Consider the following 18,005-nt stretch of genomic DNA (forward strand, 5'->3'; position numbering starts at 1 on the left):
ACGATGGCAAGCAAGTCACCATTCAAAGCCTGACCACCACCAAGTTTGTGTTTGGCTTTACCAAAGCCACCGGCCCCACCCGCGCAGGACTGGCCGGTGAATACATCATTACTGTAGAGAAATAGACCGTGGCTACGTATGTAGATCAGACAACTATGTGTCTATGAGACTGTTTTTAACAGACTCACTAAAAAGCACTCTCCGATGGGGAGTGCTTTTGCGTGCAATAAAAAAGAGGGCAATCTATAGATTGCCCTCTTTCTGTTCTGAATGATTGAGTTACTTCAGATGTTTAGGTTGATTCAATTTTAAACATCTTTTGGCAACTGTTCAATACCCTAAATGGGGGTGAAGTGTTAATAACAAGGGTTTTTGCCAGTGCTTAACGAAACTTTGTATGCCAACAGCAAAATGATGGCTGCACAAAATTTGAAAATAAATTAGCAGTATTCCTCGAATACATCGGCCAGGTGGTTGCCTATAACTTCGGCCGACCTTCCTTCGATGTGATGTCTTTCTACCATGTGTACCAATTCACCATCTTTGAAAAGCACCACTGAAGGTGAAGAAGGTGGATAAGGTAAGTGGTATTCTCTAACCTTAGCGGTGGCTTCAATATCGCCTCCGGCAAAAACAGTCATTAAATGGTCAGGCTTCTTATCGGCCAGCTTAAGGCCCATTTTTACTCCCGGACGGGCGGTTCCTGCGGCACAACCACAAACTGAGTTAATGACGATGAGCGTGGTGCCTTTGTGGTCTTTGAAATGCTCTTCAACAGCTTCTGCTGTTTTTAGCTCGGTAAAGCCTGCATCGGTTAGCTCTTGTCTAAATGGAACCAATAAATGCTCTGGATACATATCTATAAGTTTTAAAGTTCTATGTTTTAAGTTATTTGTTCATTGTTCAAAGTTCATTGTAAAGCGGCCTGAACCAGAAACTTTGAACTAATCTACATGAAGCCAAGTTCCAGCTTTGCTGCTTCAGACATCATGTCCATAGTGAAAGGAGGGTCAAAGGTGAGTTCCAGTTCAACTTCATTTACTCCTTCAATAGCTTTTACCTTTTCCTTTACCTCATCGGGCAATACTTCTGCAGCAGGGCAGGAAGGAGAGGTTAGCGTCATCAATATGTAGACGTTGTTTACCGGGTATACATTAATCTCATAGATCAACCCCAGTTCGTATACGTCCACAGGGATTTCAGGGTCATAAACAGTCTTTATTGCTGCTACAACCTCATCTCTTAATCCTTCTTTTATTACGTCACTCATTCCTTCGTAATTTTCAATGTGTCAAATTCCAATTCAGAATTTGTTGCTTGTTGCAGAAAGAATTCGCTGAAGTTCTTCTGCTTTTTTGAGAAGATTTAATCTTGTCTTCTCAAGTCTAACCTCGTTATGAGTTGAAACCCAATTCATCTAATAAATAGTTTCTTTGGCTTCATTTCTCGCAATTTTTAACCGAAACTTGAAATTCTTGTCTCCAAGTTTCTCATTAACCTTGATACAGTTCGCACTAATCGAGCCTGATGCTCTCATCAGGTGGTTTTGAATCGTCCTTATAGGCTCAGTCAATTGTCGAGTTTTGAACAAAACCCAAGATGACACAGCCAAAATTCATCACTCTCAATATCTAAATCCTATGGCTTATCCATAGATGCTGCGTGTTTATCTAATCCCTGTTGGAACTTGATGCTTTACTATTGACTTTTTACTTGCGTTGCAAACGCGAGTCCGTAAATCTTCATTTGCTTGATCATTGCCCCAAGACCATTGGAGCGCTGTGTACCAATAAACCTGTTCAGACCCACTTTATCGATAAAAAACAAATCGGCATCCACAATTTCTTTAGGGCTTCGGCCAGAAAGTATTCTTACCAAAATGCTAACTAATCCCTTGGTAATAGCTGTATTGGAATCTGCCTTAAAATGAATTTTATCACCTTGCAGTTGCGCGTCAAGCCACACTTTAGACTGGCAGCCTTTCACAATGTTTTCTTCAGTCTTCTTCTCTTCTTCCAGGGGCTCAAGTGTTTCACCCAGTTCCATTACATAGCCAATGGTCATTTCCATGTCTCCATCCAGCATGGAAAATTCTTCAATTATTTCGTTCTGAACGTCTTGAATACTTTGACTCATGGCTTCAGTTTCTTGATTATGTCCTTTAGGGCACCAATGAATACATCAATTTCTTCGATGGTGTTATAAACGGAGAAAGAGGCTCTAGTAGTTCCTTCTATGCAGAATCTGTCCATCAGAGGCTGTGTACAGTGGTGTCCCGTACGTACGGCAACGCCTTTGGCGTCCATCCACATGCCCAGATCGAAATGGTGTATACCCTCGACCACAAAAGATACCACACTCACTTTATGAAGTGCTTCTCCAATAATTTTTACCCCTTCAATATTTTTGAGTTGTGAGGTAGCGTAGGTGAGCAGTTGTTCTTCGTACTGAGCTATATGCTCTTTACCTACACGATTAATAAAATCGATAGCGGCTTTGAAGGCCACTACATCGGCAATGTTGGGGGTTCCGGCTTCGAACTTGTACGGGATGTCATTAAAGGTGGTCTTTTCGAAAGAAACCTCTTTGATCATTTCACCACCTCCCTGGTATGGAGGCATTTTCTCCAGCAACGACCGTTTACCATAAAGAATACCGACACCTGTGGGACCATACATTTTGTGAGCCGAAAAGGCATAAAAGTCAGCATTGAGTTGCTGAACATCTATGGGGAGGTGAGACGATGCCTGCGCACCATCGATCAGCACCTTTGCTCCCCGGGCATGAGCCATTTCTATAATTTGTTTTACCGGGTTAATGGTACCCAACGAATTGGAGGCGTGGTTCACCGCTACCAGCCTGGTTTTGTCAGACAGTAGTTGACTGAAGGCGGCTATATCTAGGTCGCCATTTTCCATTACAGGGATAGCTCTTACTTTAGCTCCTTTTTCTTGGGCTATTAGCTGCCAGGGTACAATATTGGAGTGATGCTCTAGTCCGGATACTATGATTTCGTCTCCACTCTGGAGAAACTTTCTGCCCCACGATGAGGCCACCAGGTTGATGGATTCTGTTGTGCCTTTGGTGAAAATAATTTCTTCGGCTTCATTGGCATTAATAAAAGTCTGCACCGCTTTGCGTGTGTCTTCAAAGGCCGTTGTAGAGCGTTCGGCCAAAGTATGTATGCCGCGGTGTATGTTGGCATTATCTGCTTCGTAATGATGCTTCAACGCGTTGATAACCTGAAGAGGTTTTTGGTTGGTTGCGGCATTATCGAAGTAAACCAGAGGTTTTCCGTTTACTTGTTGATGAAGTACGGGAAACTCTGCTCTTATGGCTTCTATATCGAGTTGCGTTGATACTACTGAAGTATCTGACATATTATTTCTCTAATCTGCTGGTAATGATTGCCTCTACATAGGCCTGAATGGCCTCAATTTCAAGGTTTTCTATAACATCGCTGGCAAAGGCATGCAAGAGCATGGCCATGGCTCTGTCTTTTTTAATACCGCGGGCCATCAGGTAAAAGAGGGCGTCTTTATCTAATTGACCTGTAGTACATCCATGCGAACACTTTACATCATCAGCCCATATTTCCAGCTGTGGTTTGGTGTTCACCGTAGCATCGTCTGTTAGGAGTATGTTTTTGTTAGACTGAAAGGCGTTTGTTTTTTGTGCATCTTTTCTCACAAAAATCTTTCCGTTGAAAACGCCTTTCGATTGATCGTCCATAATGCCTTTGTACAGCTCGTTGGAGAGCGCATTAGGCATGGTATGATCAACGGTGGTGTGATTGTCTACATGGGTTTTACCGGCTAACAGATACAATCCGTTCATATTGGCTTCACAACCTTCGGCATTAAGCTTAATGTCCAGGTTGTTTCTAACCATGGCACCATTTAGGGCGATGGTGTTGACCGTAAATGTGCTGTCTTTGGCTTGTGTTACATGTATGTTGGATATGTGGTAGGAGGTAGGGCTATCGTTCTCAATTTTGTAGAACTTGGCATTGGCACCTGCAGCCACCTCAATCTCATTCACCACGTTGCTAAAACCGGGCTCTGCTGCAAGGGTATCCACTTTTTCGATAAAGGTTACCTGGGCATTTTCTCCAACGCGAATCAGGTTTTTGGCCTGAACGTCAGACGACCGCGTATTTATGAACTGAATAAAAACGGGCTTCTCTATAACTGCATTGGCCTTTATGTCAATAACAGCTCCCTCGTTGGCCAGCACGGCATTCATGGCTACAAATGCGTCTTCCGTGCATTTAGAAAGTTTGTCGAAGTGTTTTTCTGCCAATGCGCTATTGCTGGCAATAGCATTGGAAAGGGTAGAGAATGAAATACTATTCTCTTCAATTGTATCGGAAAACTGCTCTGAGAACTTTCCGTTTATGAAGGTTATGTAATAAGCCTCAAGGCCTTCGATTCTATACTTTTCAACATCCCCTTGGTTTACCTCTGTACTTTCTTCTTCCATGGAAAAGTTAATGTGCTTTTCCAGGGCCTTGGTAAGGTTGGTAAACTTATACTCTTCTGCCTTGGCATGGGGTAACCCATTCTGAACGAGATGGTTGAGAGCTTTTTCGCGAATCTCGGCTATAGCCGTGTTGCTGGTAAGCTGCGGCCGTGATGCCTCAAACCTTTCAGAGAGTTTATCTATGATGGATTGTCCTGCGAATTTCTTCATATTTAAACTGCGGCTTCAGCTTCTTCTTTAATCCAGTCGTATCCTTTTTCTTCCAGTTCGAGTGCCAACTCTTTGCCACCAGATTTCACGATTCTTCCTTTGTAGAGTACATGCACAAAGTCTGGCACAATGTAGTCCAGAAGTCTTTGGTAGTGAGTAACTACTATGGTGGCATTGTCTTTAGACTTTAGGGCGTTTACTCCATTGGAAACTATGCGCAGCGCATCAATGTCGAGACCTGAATCGGTTTCGTCCAGAATAGAGAGTTTTGGCTCCAACATGGCCATTTGGAAGATTTCGTTGCGTTTCTTTTCTCCTCCTGAAAAGCCTTCGTTGAGCGATCTACTCAATAGCGACTGGTCAATATCTACAAGCTTCATTTTTTCCTTCATCAGCTTAAGGAACGAAACTGCATCCAGTGGCTTTTCACCTCTGTGCTCTCTCACCTGATTGATGGCAGTTTTCATGAAGTTGGTTGTGCTCACTCCCGGAATTTCTACCGGATACTGAAACGCAAGAAAAACACCTTCTCTAGCCCTTTCATCGGCATCCATATCCAGCAGGTCTTTTCCGTCAAACGTTACTTCTCCACCGGTTACTTCATAATCTTCTCTTCCGGCCAATACAGAGGCTAGCGTACTTTTACCCGACCCGTTAGGTCCCATAATGGCATGTACTTCACCTGCTTTTACCTCCAGATTGATGCCTCTCAGGATTTCCTTCTCCTCAATTTTAGCTTGTAGGTTTTTTATGCTAAGCATTTAGTTCACTGTTTATAGTTCAAAGTTTAAGGTCAAAACCGTAATCAGAGGCTTCTTCCTCAACTTTATACTTACTTCCTTTTAAGTCTGTGTTGTTTAAATATTTGATAAACCCATTGATCGTTTTAGTAACCAACTCAAGCTTCTCTAGAAGTTCGTTACTTTGGTCAATGGTAGTATAATTTCTATCAGTAGCCCTTATTACTTTTGACCGGACTTCAGCGCAAAATCCCCTGGCAACGGTCAAAAACTGCCTAAACTCCATGTTTCCACCTCTACCAAAACCTTCTGCAAGATTATCCATTATTGAGCCTGAAGCTGAGTTGACCTGATTTTTTAAGTCATAATCTTTTAAATATGAATTGTTATATAGAAACTCAAAAACAAGCTTATCCAAAACTCTGGCTTCCTGCCAGATCTTCAAATCCCCTATTTTGTTAATTAGAGCCATGCAATTGAGTCTATGAACAATAAACTATGAATTAAAAACCACGAGCCAGGAGTTACCCTACCGATCCTTCGAGGGTTAGTGCCAGCAACTTCTGAGCTTCTACGGCAAACTCCATTGGCAATTTATTCAATACCTCTTTGGCATAGCCGTTCACAATCAGAGCTACGGCAGACTCTTCATCAATACCTCTTTGCTGGCAATAGAAAATCTGATCTTCTCCAATTTTTGAGGTTGTGGCCTCATGTTCAACCTGGGCCGAACTGTTTTCTATATCTATGTAGGGGAAGGTGTGGGCTCCACACTTATCGCCCATGAGCAAAGAGTCGCACTGAGAGAAGTTCCGAGCATTGGTGGCTCGTTTCATTACGTGCACCTGTCCGCGGTAGCTGTTCTGCGAGAACCCGGCCGAAATTCCTTTAGAAACAATTCTAGACTTGGTGTTTTTACCAATATGAATCATTTTGGTGCCGGTGTCTGCCTGCTGATAGTTGTTGGTAACAGCTACAGAGTAGAACTCACCCTGAGAGTTATCTCCTTTTAGTATACAAGAAGGGTATTTCCATGTTACGGCTGAGCCTGTTTCTACCTGTGTCCATGATATTTTGGAGTTATCACCTTCGCAAATCCCTCTTTTGGTCACAAAGTTGTAAATACCACCCTTGCCATTCTTATCGCCAGGGTACCAGTTTTGCACGGTAGAGTATTTTACTTCGGCATCTTTGGCTGCTTTGATTTCTACCACGGCCGCATGCAATTGATTTTCATCGCGCATCGGGGCTGTACAACCTTCCAGATAACTTACATACGAACCTTCTTCGGCAACAATCAGTGTTCTTTCGAACTGACCAGTATTGGCGGCATTAATTCTAAAGTAAGTAGAGAGTTCCATTGGGCAGCGAACGCCTTTCGGAATGTAGCAGAAGGAGCCATCGGAAAAAACAGCCGAGTTAAGCGCTGCAAAATAGTTGTCGGTCTGAGGTACAACAGAACCCAAGTGCTTTTTAATGAGCTCCGGGTGTTCCTGAACGGCTTCTGAAAACGAGCAGAAAATAATGCCCAGCTCAGAAAGCGTTTCTTTAAAGGTAGTGGCAACCGACACGGAGTCAATAACTGCATCTACGGCCACACCGGTGAGTCGCTTTTGCTCGGTTAGTGAAATACCAAGTTTCTCGAAAGTAGCCAGAAGCTCCGGATCTACCTCGTCAAGCGATTTGGGTTTTTTCTTTTGTTTGGGCGCAGAATAGTATTTGATATCCTGATAGTCAACCCTTGGATATTTTACATTGGCCCAATCAGGTTCTTCCATTTTTTGCCAAATCCGGAAAGCCTTGAGTCGCCATTCCAATAGCCATTGAGGCTCTTCTTTCTTGGCAGAGATAAAACGGACTATATCTTCGTTCAACCCTTTTGGAGCTTCATCAGCCTCCAAATCCACGGTCCATCCGAACTCGTATTCTTTGGAGGTAAACTCTTCAAGGATTTGATTATCGTCACTCATACAATCTTATTTAGACTGGTTTTAAACACAAAGTTACAACCTATCCACCGAAGTAATGGTTTCCTGACAGAGAAATTTCCCAATACTTTATAGAGGATGTCAATAGTACATCACACTCAGACGTCTAACTGTATACTTCTGCTCAATGTTTCTTCGAGAATTACAAAGGTTTCGGTTCGCTCTATTCCATCTACTTTCTGAATCTTATCATGCAGTATGTTTTTAAGATGGTCTGTATTCTTGGCATATACTCTAATGAACATACTGTAGTTACCTGTGGTGTAGTGAATAGATGTAATTTCCGGAATTTTCACTAGCTGACTGGCCACACGGTCGTAAAGCGAACTTTTAGAAAGGAATACTCCCAAAAAACTACTGACCGTATAGCCCAGTTTATTCAGGTTAAGATCGAGTGAAGCACCTTTAACTACTCCCATCTTTTCGAGCTTATTCATTCTTACATGTACTGTTCCGCTAGAAACGAAGGCCGATTTGGCAATTTCTGTGTAGGGTTTCTTGGCGTTGTTTTGAAGCAGCGACAGTATTTTGAGGTCTACATTATCGATTTCGTAATTTTCCGGCATATCAGCTTTCTTAAATTATTGAATGTTTAAACAAATATACATTCTATTAATTAATCTGTAATAATTGATTTGTTTTGTTATTGATATTTTATTCAAATGAAGTTTTGACCTACCTTTGAATCACATTCAAACGGAATAGTAACAGAAAAGAATGTTTTACACTGTAGGATGACGAAACAGGCAGCCGTGCCCTCCTTTCTCGAGGGTGGAGACTCTGGGATAAAGCCAATCGGCCTAACCTCTCCGTGAAGGTTCGAATCCTTCTCCTACAGCATGAATAAAGTGATGAATCTCTGGATTCGAACGGTTCGAAATCGCAGCGTAGCGGAGATTCACGAGGGGATGAGGGCGTGCTTGTGGGTACGATTAATCCTTCTCCTACAGCATTTTAATTTGCTGGTTACAAAGGCCATGCTTTTGGAAGTCAGCCAACCGCTTCAAGTTAAAATTTACCAATAGTAATTCTTGTCAGTCTTTCGTAGAAAAGATGCCCGGTTTAAGGTGATATACCTAGAAGTTCTGCAGGTAGCAGACGGGCATCTTTACCCTTTTGAAAGGTGGATTTGCCTTGGGTTAGTCGCAATCCACAATTTCGAAGCAAGGCCCTGCCGTGTACCTTCCGTCATCTAGTGGTATTTTCATCAGCTCCATGGCTTTGTATTTAAGATCATACATGAGTGTCACTCCTTTTATGAGTTGGTCGGGTTGTCCGTTGCAGGCTAAATTGATGTTTTTCAGAAGAGCCGTGTAAGTTTTGCTAAACTCCAATGATTTTTCATAAAGTGCCGAACCTTTGTCATAGTCGGAAAGCTTAGGGTTTGGCCTGAAGTTATACATGGCTCCCCAGTCTACCTTAAAGGGCTGGCCCGTGGGCAGACCTTTATTGGGGCTGTCTCTGTGAGCGGAATCGGTAACGGCATAGAATCTGCCAAACCTTATTTCTTTAAAGCGGAAATAATGGGCATACTCTTCAACATCGGGGCCAAATAGTTTGTAATCATCGTCTTTAGGGTCGTATTCCTGCGAGAAGATAGTGCCTAATGTACCTTCGCCTTGCCCAACTATTTCATCGATTAACTGAATAGCGTCTGTCAGGTTGTTCACAGTAATTATTTTACCTCCGGAACCATAGTACTGTTCATCGCTCACCTGGTTTCTGTTGGGAGTAAATATGCTTTCACCTTTATTTTGAGCTTCTTTTTCCAGTTTAATCAGTGTGTCTTTAATGGCTTTGTAAAATTCGCCAATGCCGGTAAAGCTAGAGTCTGCACTGTTTCTTGCCAGCTCCTTATCTTTCTCTGATAGAAACTGCAAGGCACCTTCGGGGTGCTCAATTTTCTCGAAAGTACGGATAGAGTCTATGGAAAATGGAGCCAGGGGTACGATGAGCTGAGGCATTACATTTCCCGGCAGTTGCGATGGATAATTGGGAGTAAAAGTGCCTATGCTAGGTGTGCCACCAACCGCATTGAGCAGGTTGGCTACCATAACCATATGAAGCATTTCTTCAATCACCACACTTTTAATTATCTCTACCGACTCTAGGTTTGTACCTTCTTTTATAGAGTAAAGAGCCGATAAGTAGGGGGGAATGGTAGAAAGCTCCAGGTCCATGGCTGTTTGCAGATCGGCCTTCAGGTCTTCGATAGATTTTTTTTCCGAAGCATGTTCTGCAGCCTCTAAGAGTATAGACTGTTCGAAACGCTGGTCTTCACCGCGTGACTGATCAGCTTCAGGAATTAACAGGTGACGTTTTGGATTATCTTTTTTTCGAAAGGAGAGTTTCATGATTTAGCTGTTCAAGTGGTTAAGAATTGCTTCAGAGGTTTTAAAGGCCAGAGCCGACATGGTGAGTGTTGGATTGGAGGTTCCCAGAGTAGGCATGTTTCCACATCCTACCAGGTATAAATTATTATGGTCCCAGGTTTGGCCATTTTCATTGACTACGGAATCTTTGCTATTGTTGCCCATGCGGTGAGTACCAACAATATGACCGGCACCCCAAAAATTGTAGACTTTGCCCTGATACTCTACATGGTCGGGATTGTCGGTTGTGTATTCGGTAAAATCTTGAACACCCGCAGCTTTAAAAATCTGATCGGACACTTTCTTGTATTCAGCAAAGGCCTTTTTCATGTAGTCCGAGGCACTGTAATGGATTACCGGACGGTAATTACCCAGATTATCCAGGTAATTGGGGTCGATGGTTACCCTGTTTTCCGGCTCCGGAGTTTGTTCACACTCAAAGTGCAATAACAGTTGTCTTGGCACTATATGGTGTATGTGATTGCGCAGGCTTTCGCCAAACATGCCTTGAGCCACTGCATTTTCTACATCGGAACCAGGAGAAAACTTGGGCCAGCCCCAGCCCCAGTTGTCGATAGGAGAGATGCAGGCTGCATGATCTTTGCGGAACTCGCCATCGCGCATGGTGGGTATGTTGGTGGTAGAACCAGGTCCTCTGAACGGATAGGCCTTTTTGGGAAGCAAGCCCCAAGTGAGCATTACCATGTGATCCATAAGATTTCTACCCACCTGGTCGCTTGAGTTGGCTATGCCGGAAGCGAGCAAGAGTTTAGCGTTTTCAATGGCATTGGCTGCTAATACATAAATTTTGCCTTTGGCTACATGACTTTCGAATACGGATGAAGATGGGTTCTCATATTTTTTATATACAATACCAGTGACTTCACCGGTTTCTTCATTGGTGAGTACTTTGGAGGCCACTGAGCGGGTGCGGATGGCGATATGTTTTGGGTCTGATTTGCGCAGGGTTTTAAGGGCGTTGTACTTGGCTTGTACAGGACAAATGGGAACGCAGCTTGCATTTCCCTCACATCTGTGTCCTTGATGGTCGTCCCATACGGCTCCAACCGGGCTATATGTGGCATGCCGTTGTTCTACATGTTCGTAGGCTTTGGTAAAAGTATTCCAGCGTTTTTCGGCTTGCAGTTGCAGCTTACCACTGCTTTTGTTCCAAACTATATCGGCATAAGGGTAATCGGCATTCGGAATGGAGTTTCTTCCCTGAGGAGTACTCACAAATTGAAGTTCATGCTCTTTGCCATTGAAGAAAACTTTAAAACCGGAAGGAACACTCTCAATCACTTGCTTGTCTAAATAGCTTTGCGGTACTTTTTTCATGGGAAACTGATAGTTTTCACCATAGTCTCTTTCCACATCTACGTCAGGCCCTTTTTGTTCCGAAACACTGCCCGATACACCAATCTCAAATTCAGCCATCTCATAGTAAGGCTTAAGTGTGTTGTAGTCGAAGGGCCAATCGACACCCACTCCGTAGAGTGTTTTCATTCGGAAATCGTTTGGCAACATACGCGGTGTAGAGCCCAGCCAGTGCATGGTGGTTCCTCCGGGACCCCGCCAGGCATCGCTGCCAAAGGGCAATGGGCCGGCCTGAACAAGGTATCCTTTGGTAGAAGGTTGGCAGGCAGTAATTGGCTCTATATCCAGTACATCGGGCGATGGAGCATCTTTTAAATTGGGATAAGGGGAGTTGGGAACTTTTGCAGCCTTTTCGTAAAAAGTATTCAAGTAGCCCATATAATTATCGAAGGCCTCTTTCTTCTGAAAACTCATACCTGCTTCCAGTCCCGCTTCCAGAAGTAAGACTTTTTTACCGGCTTGTGACAAGGTTTTGGCCACAATAGAGCCTCCAATCCCTGACCCTACGATAACTACATCGTATTCAGTGGTGTTATTTTCCATAATAGTGTGTGTTTAGCAGTTAATTTTAATGGGTGGCTCACTCCACGAATTGTAGCCGGGTTGTTTGGCTCCTGGCGGATGTGTTTCGGCAACCTCCCACACCAGACTTTGTGTGTAGCTCTGGGCTGAAATTACATTGCCATCCCAGGTACCCAAATACCACATAAGAATAATCTTCTGGCCTAATCCGGCATAATTGCCATTAGGAATTAGCTCTTTCTCAATAGTCTCGTTTATGGCTTCAGTACTTTTTAGCTTTAGAATGGACTCGCAAGCATCATAGAATTGATCGATTGTTTGCGGGTTTACATGGGCTACAATAGTATTGAAGTAGACCTCGGCCATGCCCGTGCTCTGAAGATCGATTAGGGGGAAGCCAGTGAGATAAGTTGAAATGTCTAGAAATACATCTAACCTGGGGGGTATGTGTTTATCCATAATACTGATGTGTAATGTTTATACTTTCTAAGTTCAACAAAATCTTCCGTATTTAAAACCCTCCCCTGAGCCGATCTTAAATAGAGAACCGGGCCATTTTATGAGCGGCATGACTTTTATATCGCTTTTACTACTTTTGAGGCATGCGAATTTTTAGAAAAACAGTGGTTGCCCAGGCCTTGATGGCCTTAATTTTTTTGGCGATTTCTTGCCAAAACAGCGAAAATATAGACAGTCGGGTGCGCTTATCCGGTAAACTCGTAAACTGGGGCAATGCTTCCAAAATTTTAAATGACCGATCCCTAGCCTCCGATTTTGGCTTGGGCAACGATCAACTTATACATACTAATGAAGAGGGGCAGTTTAGTCTTTCTTTTGAGCTTAATGAGCCGGGCTATTTTTCCTTAGGTAGAAACAAACTTTACCTTAGCCCTGGTGATGAACTTTATCTGGAAGTAGATTATCGAGATCCGGAAGCAGCGGTGTTCAATGGAGCCAGTGCTACTCTGCAGGCCTATTTGAGCGGTGTGCCGTTTCCTAAGAGTGGTTCTTATTTAGAAGGTGGACGAAACCTCCAAAGTGCCAATGTGTCTGAAACTTGGGCATTGGCCAAAGCCAAAACCGAAGAAAGAAGAAAAGCACTGCAAGAACTTGAAGCTACGGAAGAATTTATGGAGCTGGAGAGTATGCGGTTAACGCTGGATCAGCTCAATACCATTCTTTCAATGCCCATATATGGTTCGTTTAAAGATTTTTGGGAGTATTCTGAAAAGAAAAAAGCAGAACTACTGGTTCCCCTCAAAGACGAAATAAACTCATTGGCTGCTGGCCTTATGCAAGACAAGTACATGAAGCACCCCAACTTTAGGGACATGCTGCTGGAGCTCGTTGATCCGGCTTTGCAGCAGGTAGGCATTTTTGCAGAATTGACCTTTACCCCTTACATGATTGAGTATGATAAAATGGGCGCATGGTCTACCCAATTGGAGCTGGCAGGTTTAACCGAGGAAATGGAGCAGGAGACCAATCAGTTGTTAGCTTCCAATATAGCCGAAGACTACAAAGCAATGATTCAAACCAAGTTGCAGTCTTATGAGGCCTTGAACCCTGGTAAGCCGGCCTTCGATGTGGTATTGACAAATGCTCTGGGAGAGCAGGTAAACCTGAGTTCGTTTAAAGGTGAACTGATTTACGTAGACCTGTGGGCTACCTGGTGTGGACCTTGTATTGCAGAGTTTCCGGCCTTTGAAGAACTCAAAAACGACTACACCAACGATCCGATAGCTTTCGTTCCGGTTTCTATAGATACCGATTTGGAGGCATGGCAGCAGTATCTGGAGAAACACCAATTAGAAAAAGACAACGAGTACGCTATCAACCGGTTAGATCTTGCGGACTACAAGGTTATTACCATTCCACGATACCTGTTGTTAGATTCTTCTTTTCAGATTATATCCGTTTTTGCTCCAAAGCCGTCCGATCCGCAAACCAGACTGCTGTTGGATAGTTATTTAAAAGCAAAACCATAAACGCATCCAAATATGTGAGCCTGGCAATCGATTGACTTGCCATTTCTTTTATATTTGGAGATAGCCAAAATCTAGAATTTACATGACTGAACGCATTTGGGTAAAAAGGTACCCTGAAGGAATTCCTGCAGATATTTCTGACAAAAGGCCGGATAACCTAATTCAGCTTTTAGAAACCTCTTTCAAGAACTTTGGGAGCAAAGAAGCCTTTGAAAATATGGGCAAATCGCTGACCTACCATGAGGTAGACCAGCAATCCGACTTCTTTGCAGCTTATTTACAGAATAAGCTGGGGATGAAGAAGGGAGATCGAATAGCCATTCAAATGCCCAACTGCCTGCAATATCCCATAGTGCTCATTGGTGCTCTCAAGGCCGGCTGTGTTGTGGTAAACACGAACCCTCTGTACACCCATCGGGAAATGGAGCATCAGTTTAGCGATGCTCAGGTTAAGGCTGTAGTAATAGTGGCCAACTTTGCCCATAGCCTGGAAGAGGCTTTGAAAAAAATAAAGGTAGAGCACATCATTATTACCGAGCTGGGCGATATGCTGGGCGGCTTTAAAGGTACTCTTGTGAACCTGGTGGTGAAACATGTGAAGAAGATGGTGCCTGCCTACTCAATTCCCCAAGCATTGGCCTTTAAAAAAGTGCTAAAAGAAGGTGCTCGCATGAAATACACCAAAGTAGATATTTCAGGAGCCGATACGGCCTTTTTGCAATATACAGGCGGTACCACAGGTGTTTCTAAGGGAGCTACTTTGAGCCATGATAATGTGGTGGCTCATACTCTCATTATTAATGAGTGGTTCAGGCCATTGCTCAGAAAGGGGCAAACGGAGGTTATGATCACCGCAATCCCGCTCTATCACATTTTTGCCCTCAATGTCAACGGTACGTTTATGATGTACATTGGAGCCAAAAATGTGCTGATTACCAACCCGCGCGATATGCCCGGTTTTATAAAAGAGCTTAAAAAGCATTCATTTACCCTTTTTACAGGAGTAAATACGCTGTTTAATGGTTTGTTAAACCAACCGAATGTAAAGGAGGTAGACTGGAGCCATTTGAAAGGAGCCATTGGCGGAGGCATGGCCGTGCAGGATTTTGTGGCTCGCAAGTGGAAAGAAACCACCGGCTCGGATCTGGTAGAAGGTTATGGACTGAGCGAAACCTCGCCAGTTGCCAGTTGTAATCCACTAGATGGTACACACAAGATGGGAACCATCGGATTGCCATTGCCCTCTACCCAACTGGCTATATTTACAGATGAAGGCCAACAACTGGCGCAGGGAGAAATAGGGGAGATTTGCATTAAGGGACCACAAGTAATGAGTGGCTATTGGAACCAGAGCAATGAAGGTGTTTTCTTTGATGGCGGATGGTTTCGCACGGGTGATATAGGGCTGATGGATGAAGATGGCTTCTTCAAGATTGTAGACCGCAAGAAAGATATGATCAATGTTTCAGGCTTCAACGTATACCCCAATGAAGTGGAGAATGTGATTGTAGACCACCCTAAAGTACTGGAAGTGGCCGTTATTGGGGTGCCCGATGCGCGTTCTACTGAATGTGTAAAGGCCTTTGTGGTGAAATCCGATGCCAGCCTTACGGAAGAAGAGCTAAGAACTTATTGTGAAGAAGAACTTACCGGCTATAAAAAACCGAAATACATTGAGTTTGTAGATGAATTGCCCAAGAGCAATGTGGGTAAAATTCTACGCAGAAAGCTCAAAGAAATGGAAGAGGAGAGGTCAAAGGCAGGATGATTGGGGAATTGGTGAACTAAGGAAATCAATAGCTGAGTAAAAGCTTAGGCAGGTGCTCTATAGGAAGTAAAGGATCAAAATTAATTGGCCTTTGTAATGCCTGCAAAGGCCAAGTTGATTAATTCATAGAATGCAAGCCCATTTTGTTTCCCTCCGTATCGAGGAATAGAGCGAAATACCCGTTTTCTTCGTCAATTAGGGTTTTAGCCAGTAATATTTGTCCACCACTTTTCTCAATCTTTTTTAGTACCGGCTCTAAGTCCTCACCACCATTCAAATAAACAAGCACACCCGTAGCAGATGGCTCATAGCCTTCGCCTTTGGTGATTACAACCGATGCAGACTGCCCGTTAGCCGGGAAAATTCCCATCTCTGTTCCCTGCATCTCTATGCTTTCAATTTGTATGTCTAGTATGGATTGATAAAACTTTACGGCTCTCGATATATCGGTGGCAGGAATTTCAACAATAGAGACAAATTTTTGCATGGCTGGTTTGTTTTGTGGATGGATTATTTGATTAGAGTTTAAACGATTTTCGGCATAGTAAATAATTATGCTCCCCAAAACCAATAGTATGGCAGAGCTAAGGGTACGGTATTTCATTGGTCAACACTATTTAATGTGGGTGCTAGTTAGGTCAGTTTTAAAATACAGAATTGTAAAAATGCGACAGGTCTAGCTTTCGGAGTAAATCAATGAGGAAAGCATCATTTGTTCATCATTCAGGTACTCCTTTGGATTTATGCCTGTAAACTCTTTGAAATCTTTGATAAAGTGCGCCTGATCGTAATACTCACTTTCATAGGCTATTTGGGTCAGTGTTTCGTTTTTTTTATTCAAAAGAGACTGCAGTGCAGCTTGCAGCCGTATAATCTTCCCCAGTTGCTTTGGGCTAATTCCCACTAATCTGGAAAAATTCCTTTCAAGGTTTCTCCTCTTGTGCGGTTCCTCTTTCAGTATGGTGCCAATAGATGCTTTACCCTTTGTTTTATAGAGGGCATCTATGGTTGACTTAACAATCTGATCGACCACGGCAGATTCGTTAAGCCTGTTTTTGAGAAAGCGCTCGACTATTTCTATTCTCTCATTAGTTGAAGTAGCCTCTATTATGTCCTGCTCAAGAGAACCAATAGAGACTTCATCGAAAAGAGCATGAAGAGGGGTGTCTTTGTCAGCCAATTCCTGAATAGGGGTTCGGATAAAATTAGCAAAGCCGTATGGATAGAAGCGAATAGCAAATGAGTTGACATAGCCTGTTGGCTGCACATAATATGGTGTGGTTATCTGGCCAATGACCATAGCCCTGGGTTGAAGAACATAGGCCATTTCGGAAGTAAACCTTTTAATGTCATCGCCAAGAATGAAACACATTTCAATGCACCCATCGGGGACAATACGCTGTTTGGGTGCCTGTGAACCATTGGGGACTTCCAACGTCCAATAACACTTGACTACCGGTTCTAAATCTGGATGGGGGTTAAAAGTCTCGTAGTTCATGAGTTCAATTTGGCGAAAAGTTCTTGGTAAATCTAACCTGGCATGAGCAACGAACGGTGACTAATAGTAGAGTTCCTGTTTGATTGTGAGATCTGGTTATTTCTGAAATAAATGAAAAAAGCAATAGAATCATTGACAGCCTTGCCTCTCTGTGTGGCCGGATTCCATTTACCCGAACTTAGCACTAGTCTCTTGGCTTCTGCATCTAATAAGGGGTGCAAACCCCGAACTACTTTAACATGGCTTACCTCTCCGGAAGAATCAATGGACACGTTCAACAATACTTTTCCTTCTATTCTTAACTGAGTTTTGGGGTATCTGATGTTTTCCTTCAGAAAGTTGTTCCATGCTGTAATTCCTCCAGGGTATGAAGCCGGAATGTGTATGGTGTGGTAAGCCGGTATAAGACTTCCATAGTTAACAGTGACTGCACTTTTTTGACAGTTATAGAGGAATAAAAAAGCAAGCCCTATAATAAGGCTTGCTTTGACAGTGAAAGTTTTTTGACCGTTTGGACTCAATGGGAAGTGACTTCGGAATAATCGATAGGACTAACCTAGTTCTCAACAATTTCTTCTTCCTCTTCAACACTGATTGATGATGGACCTTTGTCTCCTTCCGAGAGCTTGAATGCAATGCGTAATTGCATACGAGCGCTTACTGGCTCGCCTTGTTGCTTGCCAGGTACCCATTTTTCTGATTCCATCAGCACACGCAATGCTTCTTCATCACAGCCCGCTCCAATTCCTCTCATTACCTTAAAATCGCGCAATTCACCGGTTTTATCTACCACAAAGCTCAGGTAGACATTCCCTTCCACTCCTTTTTCTTTGGCCTTTTCGGGGTATGTAAGGTTGGTTAAAAGGTGGTTGTGCCAGGCATCAATACCTCCGGGGTAAATGGGCTGTTCATCAACGACTGTAAAAACCTGGTCGATGCTTACCGGCTTTTCTACTTCTAAATAGGCTACAGAGATATCTTCCTGAGGCTCTATAAATAATTCGCTGTCTGAACAGGAGAAGACAAACGCAGCTAAGGCTAGTAGTAATAACTTTTTCAT

General features: G+C 43.2%; 19 protein-coding genes. 2 read left to right on the forward strand and 17 right to left on the reverse strand.

Annotated elements, in window-relative coordinates; translation table 11 throughout:
- Nucleotides 1-440: 440 nt before the first annotated feature.
- The 13 genes from IE164_RS13770 to IE164_RS13830 form a co-directional block, all read right to left on the reverse strand.
- Complete coding sequence (locus IE164_RS13770) at nucleotides 441-857, reverse strand: BrxA/BrxB family bacilliredoxin (RefSeq protein ID WP_189630834.1); 417 nt, start codon at nucleotides 855-857, stop codon at nucleotides 441-443.
- Nucleotides 858-949: 92 nt separating this feature from the next.
- Nucleotides 950-1,270 carry an SUF system Fe-S cluster assembly protein gene (locus IE164_RS13775; protein ID WP_189630835.1) on the reverse strand — a complete coding sequence of 107 codons (321 nt, stop codon included), beginning with the start codon at nucleotides 1,268-1,270 and terminating at the stop codon, nucleotides 950-952.
- Between the two features lie 147 nt (nucleotides 1,271-1,417).
- Nucleotides 1,418-1,606, reverse strand: a complete 189-nt coding sequence (locus tag IE164_RS18650) for a four helix bundle protein (protein WP_373299015.1) — start codon at nucleotides 1,604-1,606, stop codon at nucleotides 1,418-1,420.
- Nucleotides 1,607-1,698: 92 nt separating this feature from the next.
- Nucleotides 1,699-2,136, reverse strand: coding sequence for a SufE family protein (locus tag IE164_RS13785; RefSeq protein ID WP_189630837.1), 438 nt, complete (start codon nucleotides 2,134-2,136; stop codon nucleotides 1,699-1,701).
- Nucleotides 2,133-3,380 (reverse strand): aminotransferase class V-fold PLP-dependent enzyme, encoded by a 1,248-nt coding sequence (locus IE164_RS13790; RefSeq protein ID WP_189630838.1) that lies wholly within the window; start codon nucleotides 3,378-3,380, stop codon nucleotides 2,133-2,135. The genes IE164_RS13785 and IE164_RS13790 overlap by 4 nt, the downstream gene beginning before the upstream one ends.
- A gap of 1 nt (nucleotide 3,381) precedes the next feature.
- Complete coding sequence (gene sufD / locus IE164_RS13795) at nucleotides 3,382-4,692, reverse strand: Fe-S cluster assembly protein SufD (RefSeq protein WP_189630839.1); 1,311 nt, start codon at nucleotides 4,690-4,692, stop codon at nucleotides 3,382-3,384.
- Between the two features lie 2 nt (nucleotides 4,693-4,694).
- On the reverse strand, nucleotides 4,695-5,453 hold the full coding sequence (sufC, locus tag IE164_RS13800) for a Fe-S cluster assembly ATPase SufC (protein WP_189630840.1): 759 nt from the start codon (nucleotides 5,451-5,453) through the stop codon (nucleotides 4,695-4,697).
- A 19-nt stretch (nucleotides 5,454-5,472) separates the two neighbouring features.
- Nucleotides 5,473-5,904 (reverse strand): four helix bundle protein, encoded by a 432-nt coding sequence (locus IE164_RS13805; protein WP_189630841.1) that lies wholly within the window; start codon nucleotides 5,902-5,904, stop codon nucleotides 5,473-5,475.
- 52 nt (nucleotides 5,905-5,956) lie between these two features.
- Nucleotides 5,957-7,402: a Fe-S cluster assembly protein SufB gene (gene sufB / locus IE164_RS13810; protein ID WP_189630842.1), complete on the reverse strand. Its 1,446-nt coding sequence runs from the start codon at nucleotides 7,400-7,402 to the stop codon at nucleotides 5,957-5,959.
- 116 nt (nucleotides 7,403-7,518) lie between these two features.
- A complete protein-coding gene (locus IE164_RS13815) occupies nucleotides 7,519-7,986 on the reverse strand; it encodes an Lrp/AsnC ligand binding domain-containing protein (protein WP_189630843.1) in 468 nt (155 codons plus the stop codon).
- A 573-nt stretch (nucleotides 7,987-8,559) separates the two neighbouring features.
- Nucleotides 8,560-9,774 carry a ferritin-like domain-containing protein gene (locus IE164_RS13820; RefSeq protein ID WP_189630844.1) on the reverse strand — a complete coding sequence of 405 codons (1,215 nt, stop codon included), beginning with the start codon at nucleotides 9,772-9,774 and terminating at the stop codon, nucleotides 8,560-8,562.
- Between the two features lie 3 nt (nucleotides 9,775-9,777).
- Complete coding sequence (locus IE164_RS13825; protein WP_189630845.1) at nucleotides 9,778-11,712, reverse strand: GMC family oxidoreductase; 1,935 nt, start codon at nucleotides 11,710-11,712, stop codon at nucleotides 9,778-9,780.
- 12 nt (nucleotides 11,713-11,724) lie between these two features.
- A complete protein-coding gene (locus IE164_RS13830) occupies nucleotides 11,725-12,150 on the reverse strand; it encodes a hypothetical protein (RefSeq protein ID WP_189630846.1) in 426 nt (141 codons plus the stop codon).
- 143 nt (nucleotides 12,151-12,293) lie between these two features.
- Here IE164_RS13830 and IE164_RS13835 point away from each other — a divergent pair, with 143 nt between their 5' ends.
- Complete coding sequence (locus tag IE164_RS13835; RefSeq protein WP_189630847.1) at nucleotides 12,294-13,679, forward strand: TlpA disulfide reductase family protein; 1,386 nt, start codon at nucleotides 12,294-12,296, stop codon at nucleotides 13,677-13,679.
- 82 nt (nucleotides 13,680-13,761) lie between these two features.
- Nucleotides 13,762-15,447 (forward strand): AMP-binding protein, encoded by a 1,686-nt coding sequence (locus IE164_RS13840; RefSeq protein WP_189630848.1) that lies wholly within the window; start codon nucleotides 13,762-13,764, stop codon nucleotides 15,445-15,447.
- Between the two features lie 118 nt (nucleotides 15,448-15,565).
- On the opposite strand, the gene IE164_RS13845 is transcribed toward IE164_RS13840, so the two are convergent.
- From IE164_RS13845 to IE164_RS13860, 4 genes are all read right to left on the reverse strand, one after another.
- Complete coding sequence (locus tag IE164_RS13845; RefSeq protein WP_229838694.1) at nucleotides 15,566-16,051, reverse strand: VOC family protein; 486 nt, start codon at nucleotides 16,049-16,051, stop codon at nucleotides 15,566-15,568.
- Between the two features lie 72 nt (nucleotides 16,052-16,123).
- Entirely contained in the window at nucleotides 16,124-16,945 is an 822-nt protein-coding gene (locus IE164_RS13850; protein WP_189630849.1) for an AraC family transcriptional regulator, read from the reverse strand.
- Nucleotides 16,946-16,977: 32 nt separating this feature from the next.
- Complete coding sequence (locus IE164_RS13855; protein WP_189630850.1) at nucleotides 16,978-17,466, reverse strand: energy transducer TonB; 489 nt, start codon at nucleotides 17,464-17,466, stop codon at nucleotides 16,978-16,980.
- A gap of 35 nt (nucleotides 17,467-17,501) precedes the next feature.
- Entirely contained in the window at nucleotides 17,502-18,005 is a 504-nt protein-coding gene (locus IE164_RS13860) for an energy transducer TonB (RefSeq protein ID WP_189630851.1), read from the reverse strand.

Origin of the sequence: Roseivirga thermotolerans, assembly GCF_014653175.1 — a bacterium.
Taxonomy (GTDB): Bacteria; Bacteroidota; Bacteroidia; order Cytophagales; family Cyclobacteriaceae; genus Roseivirga; species Roseivirga thermotolerans.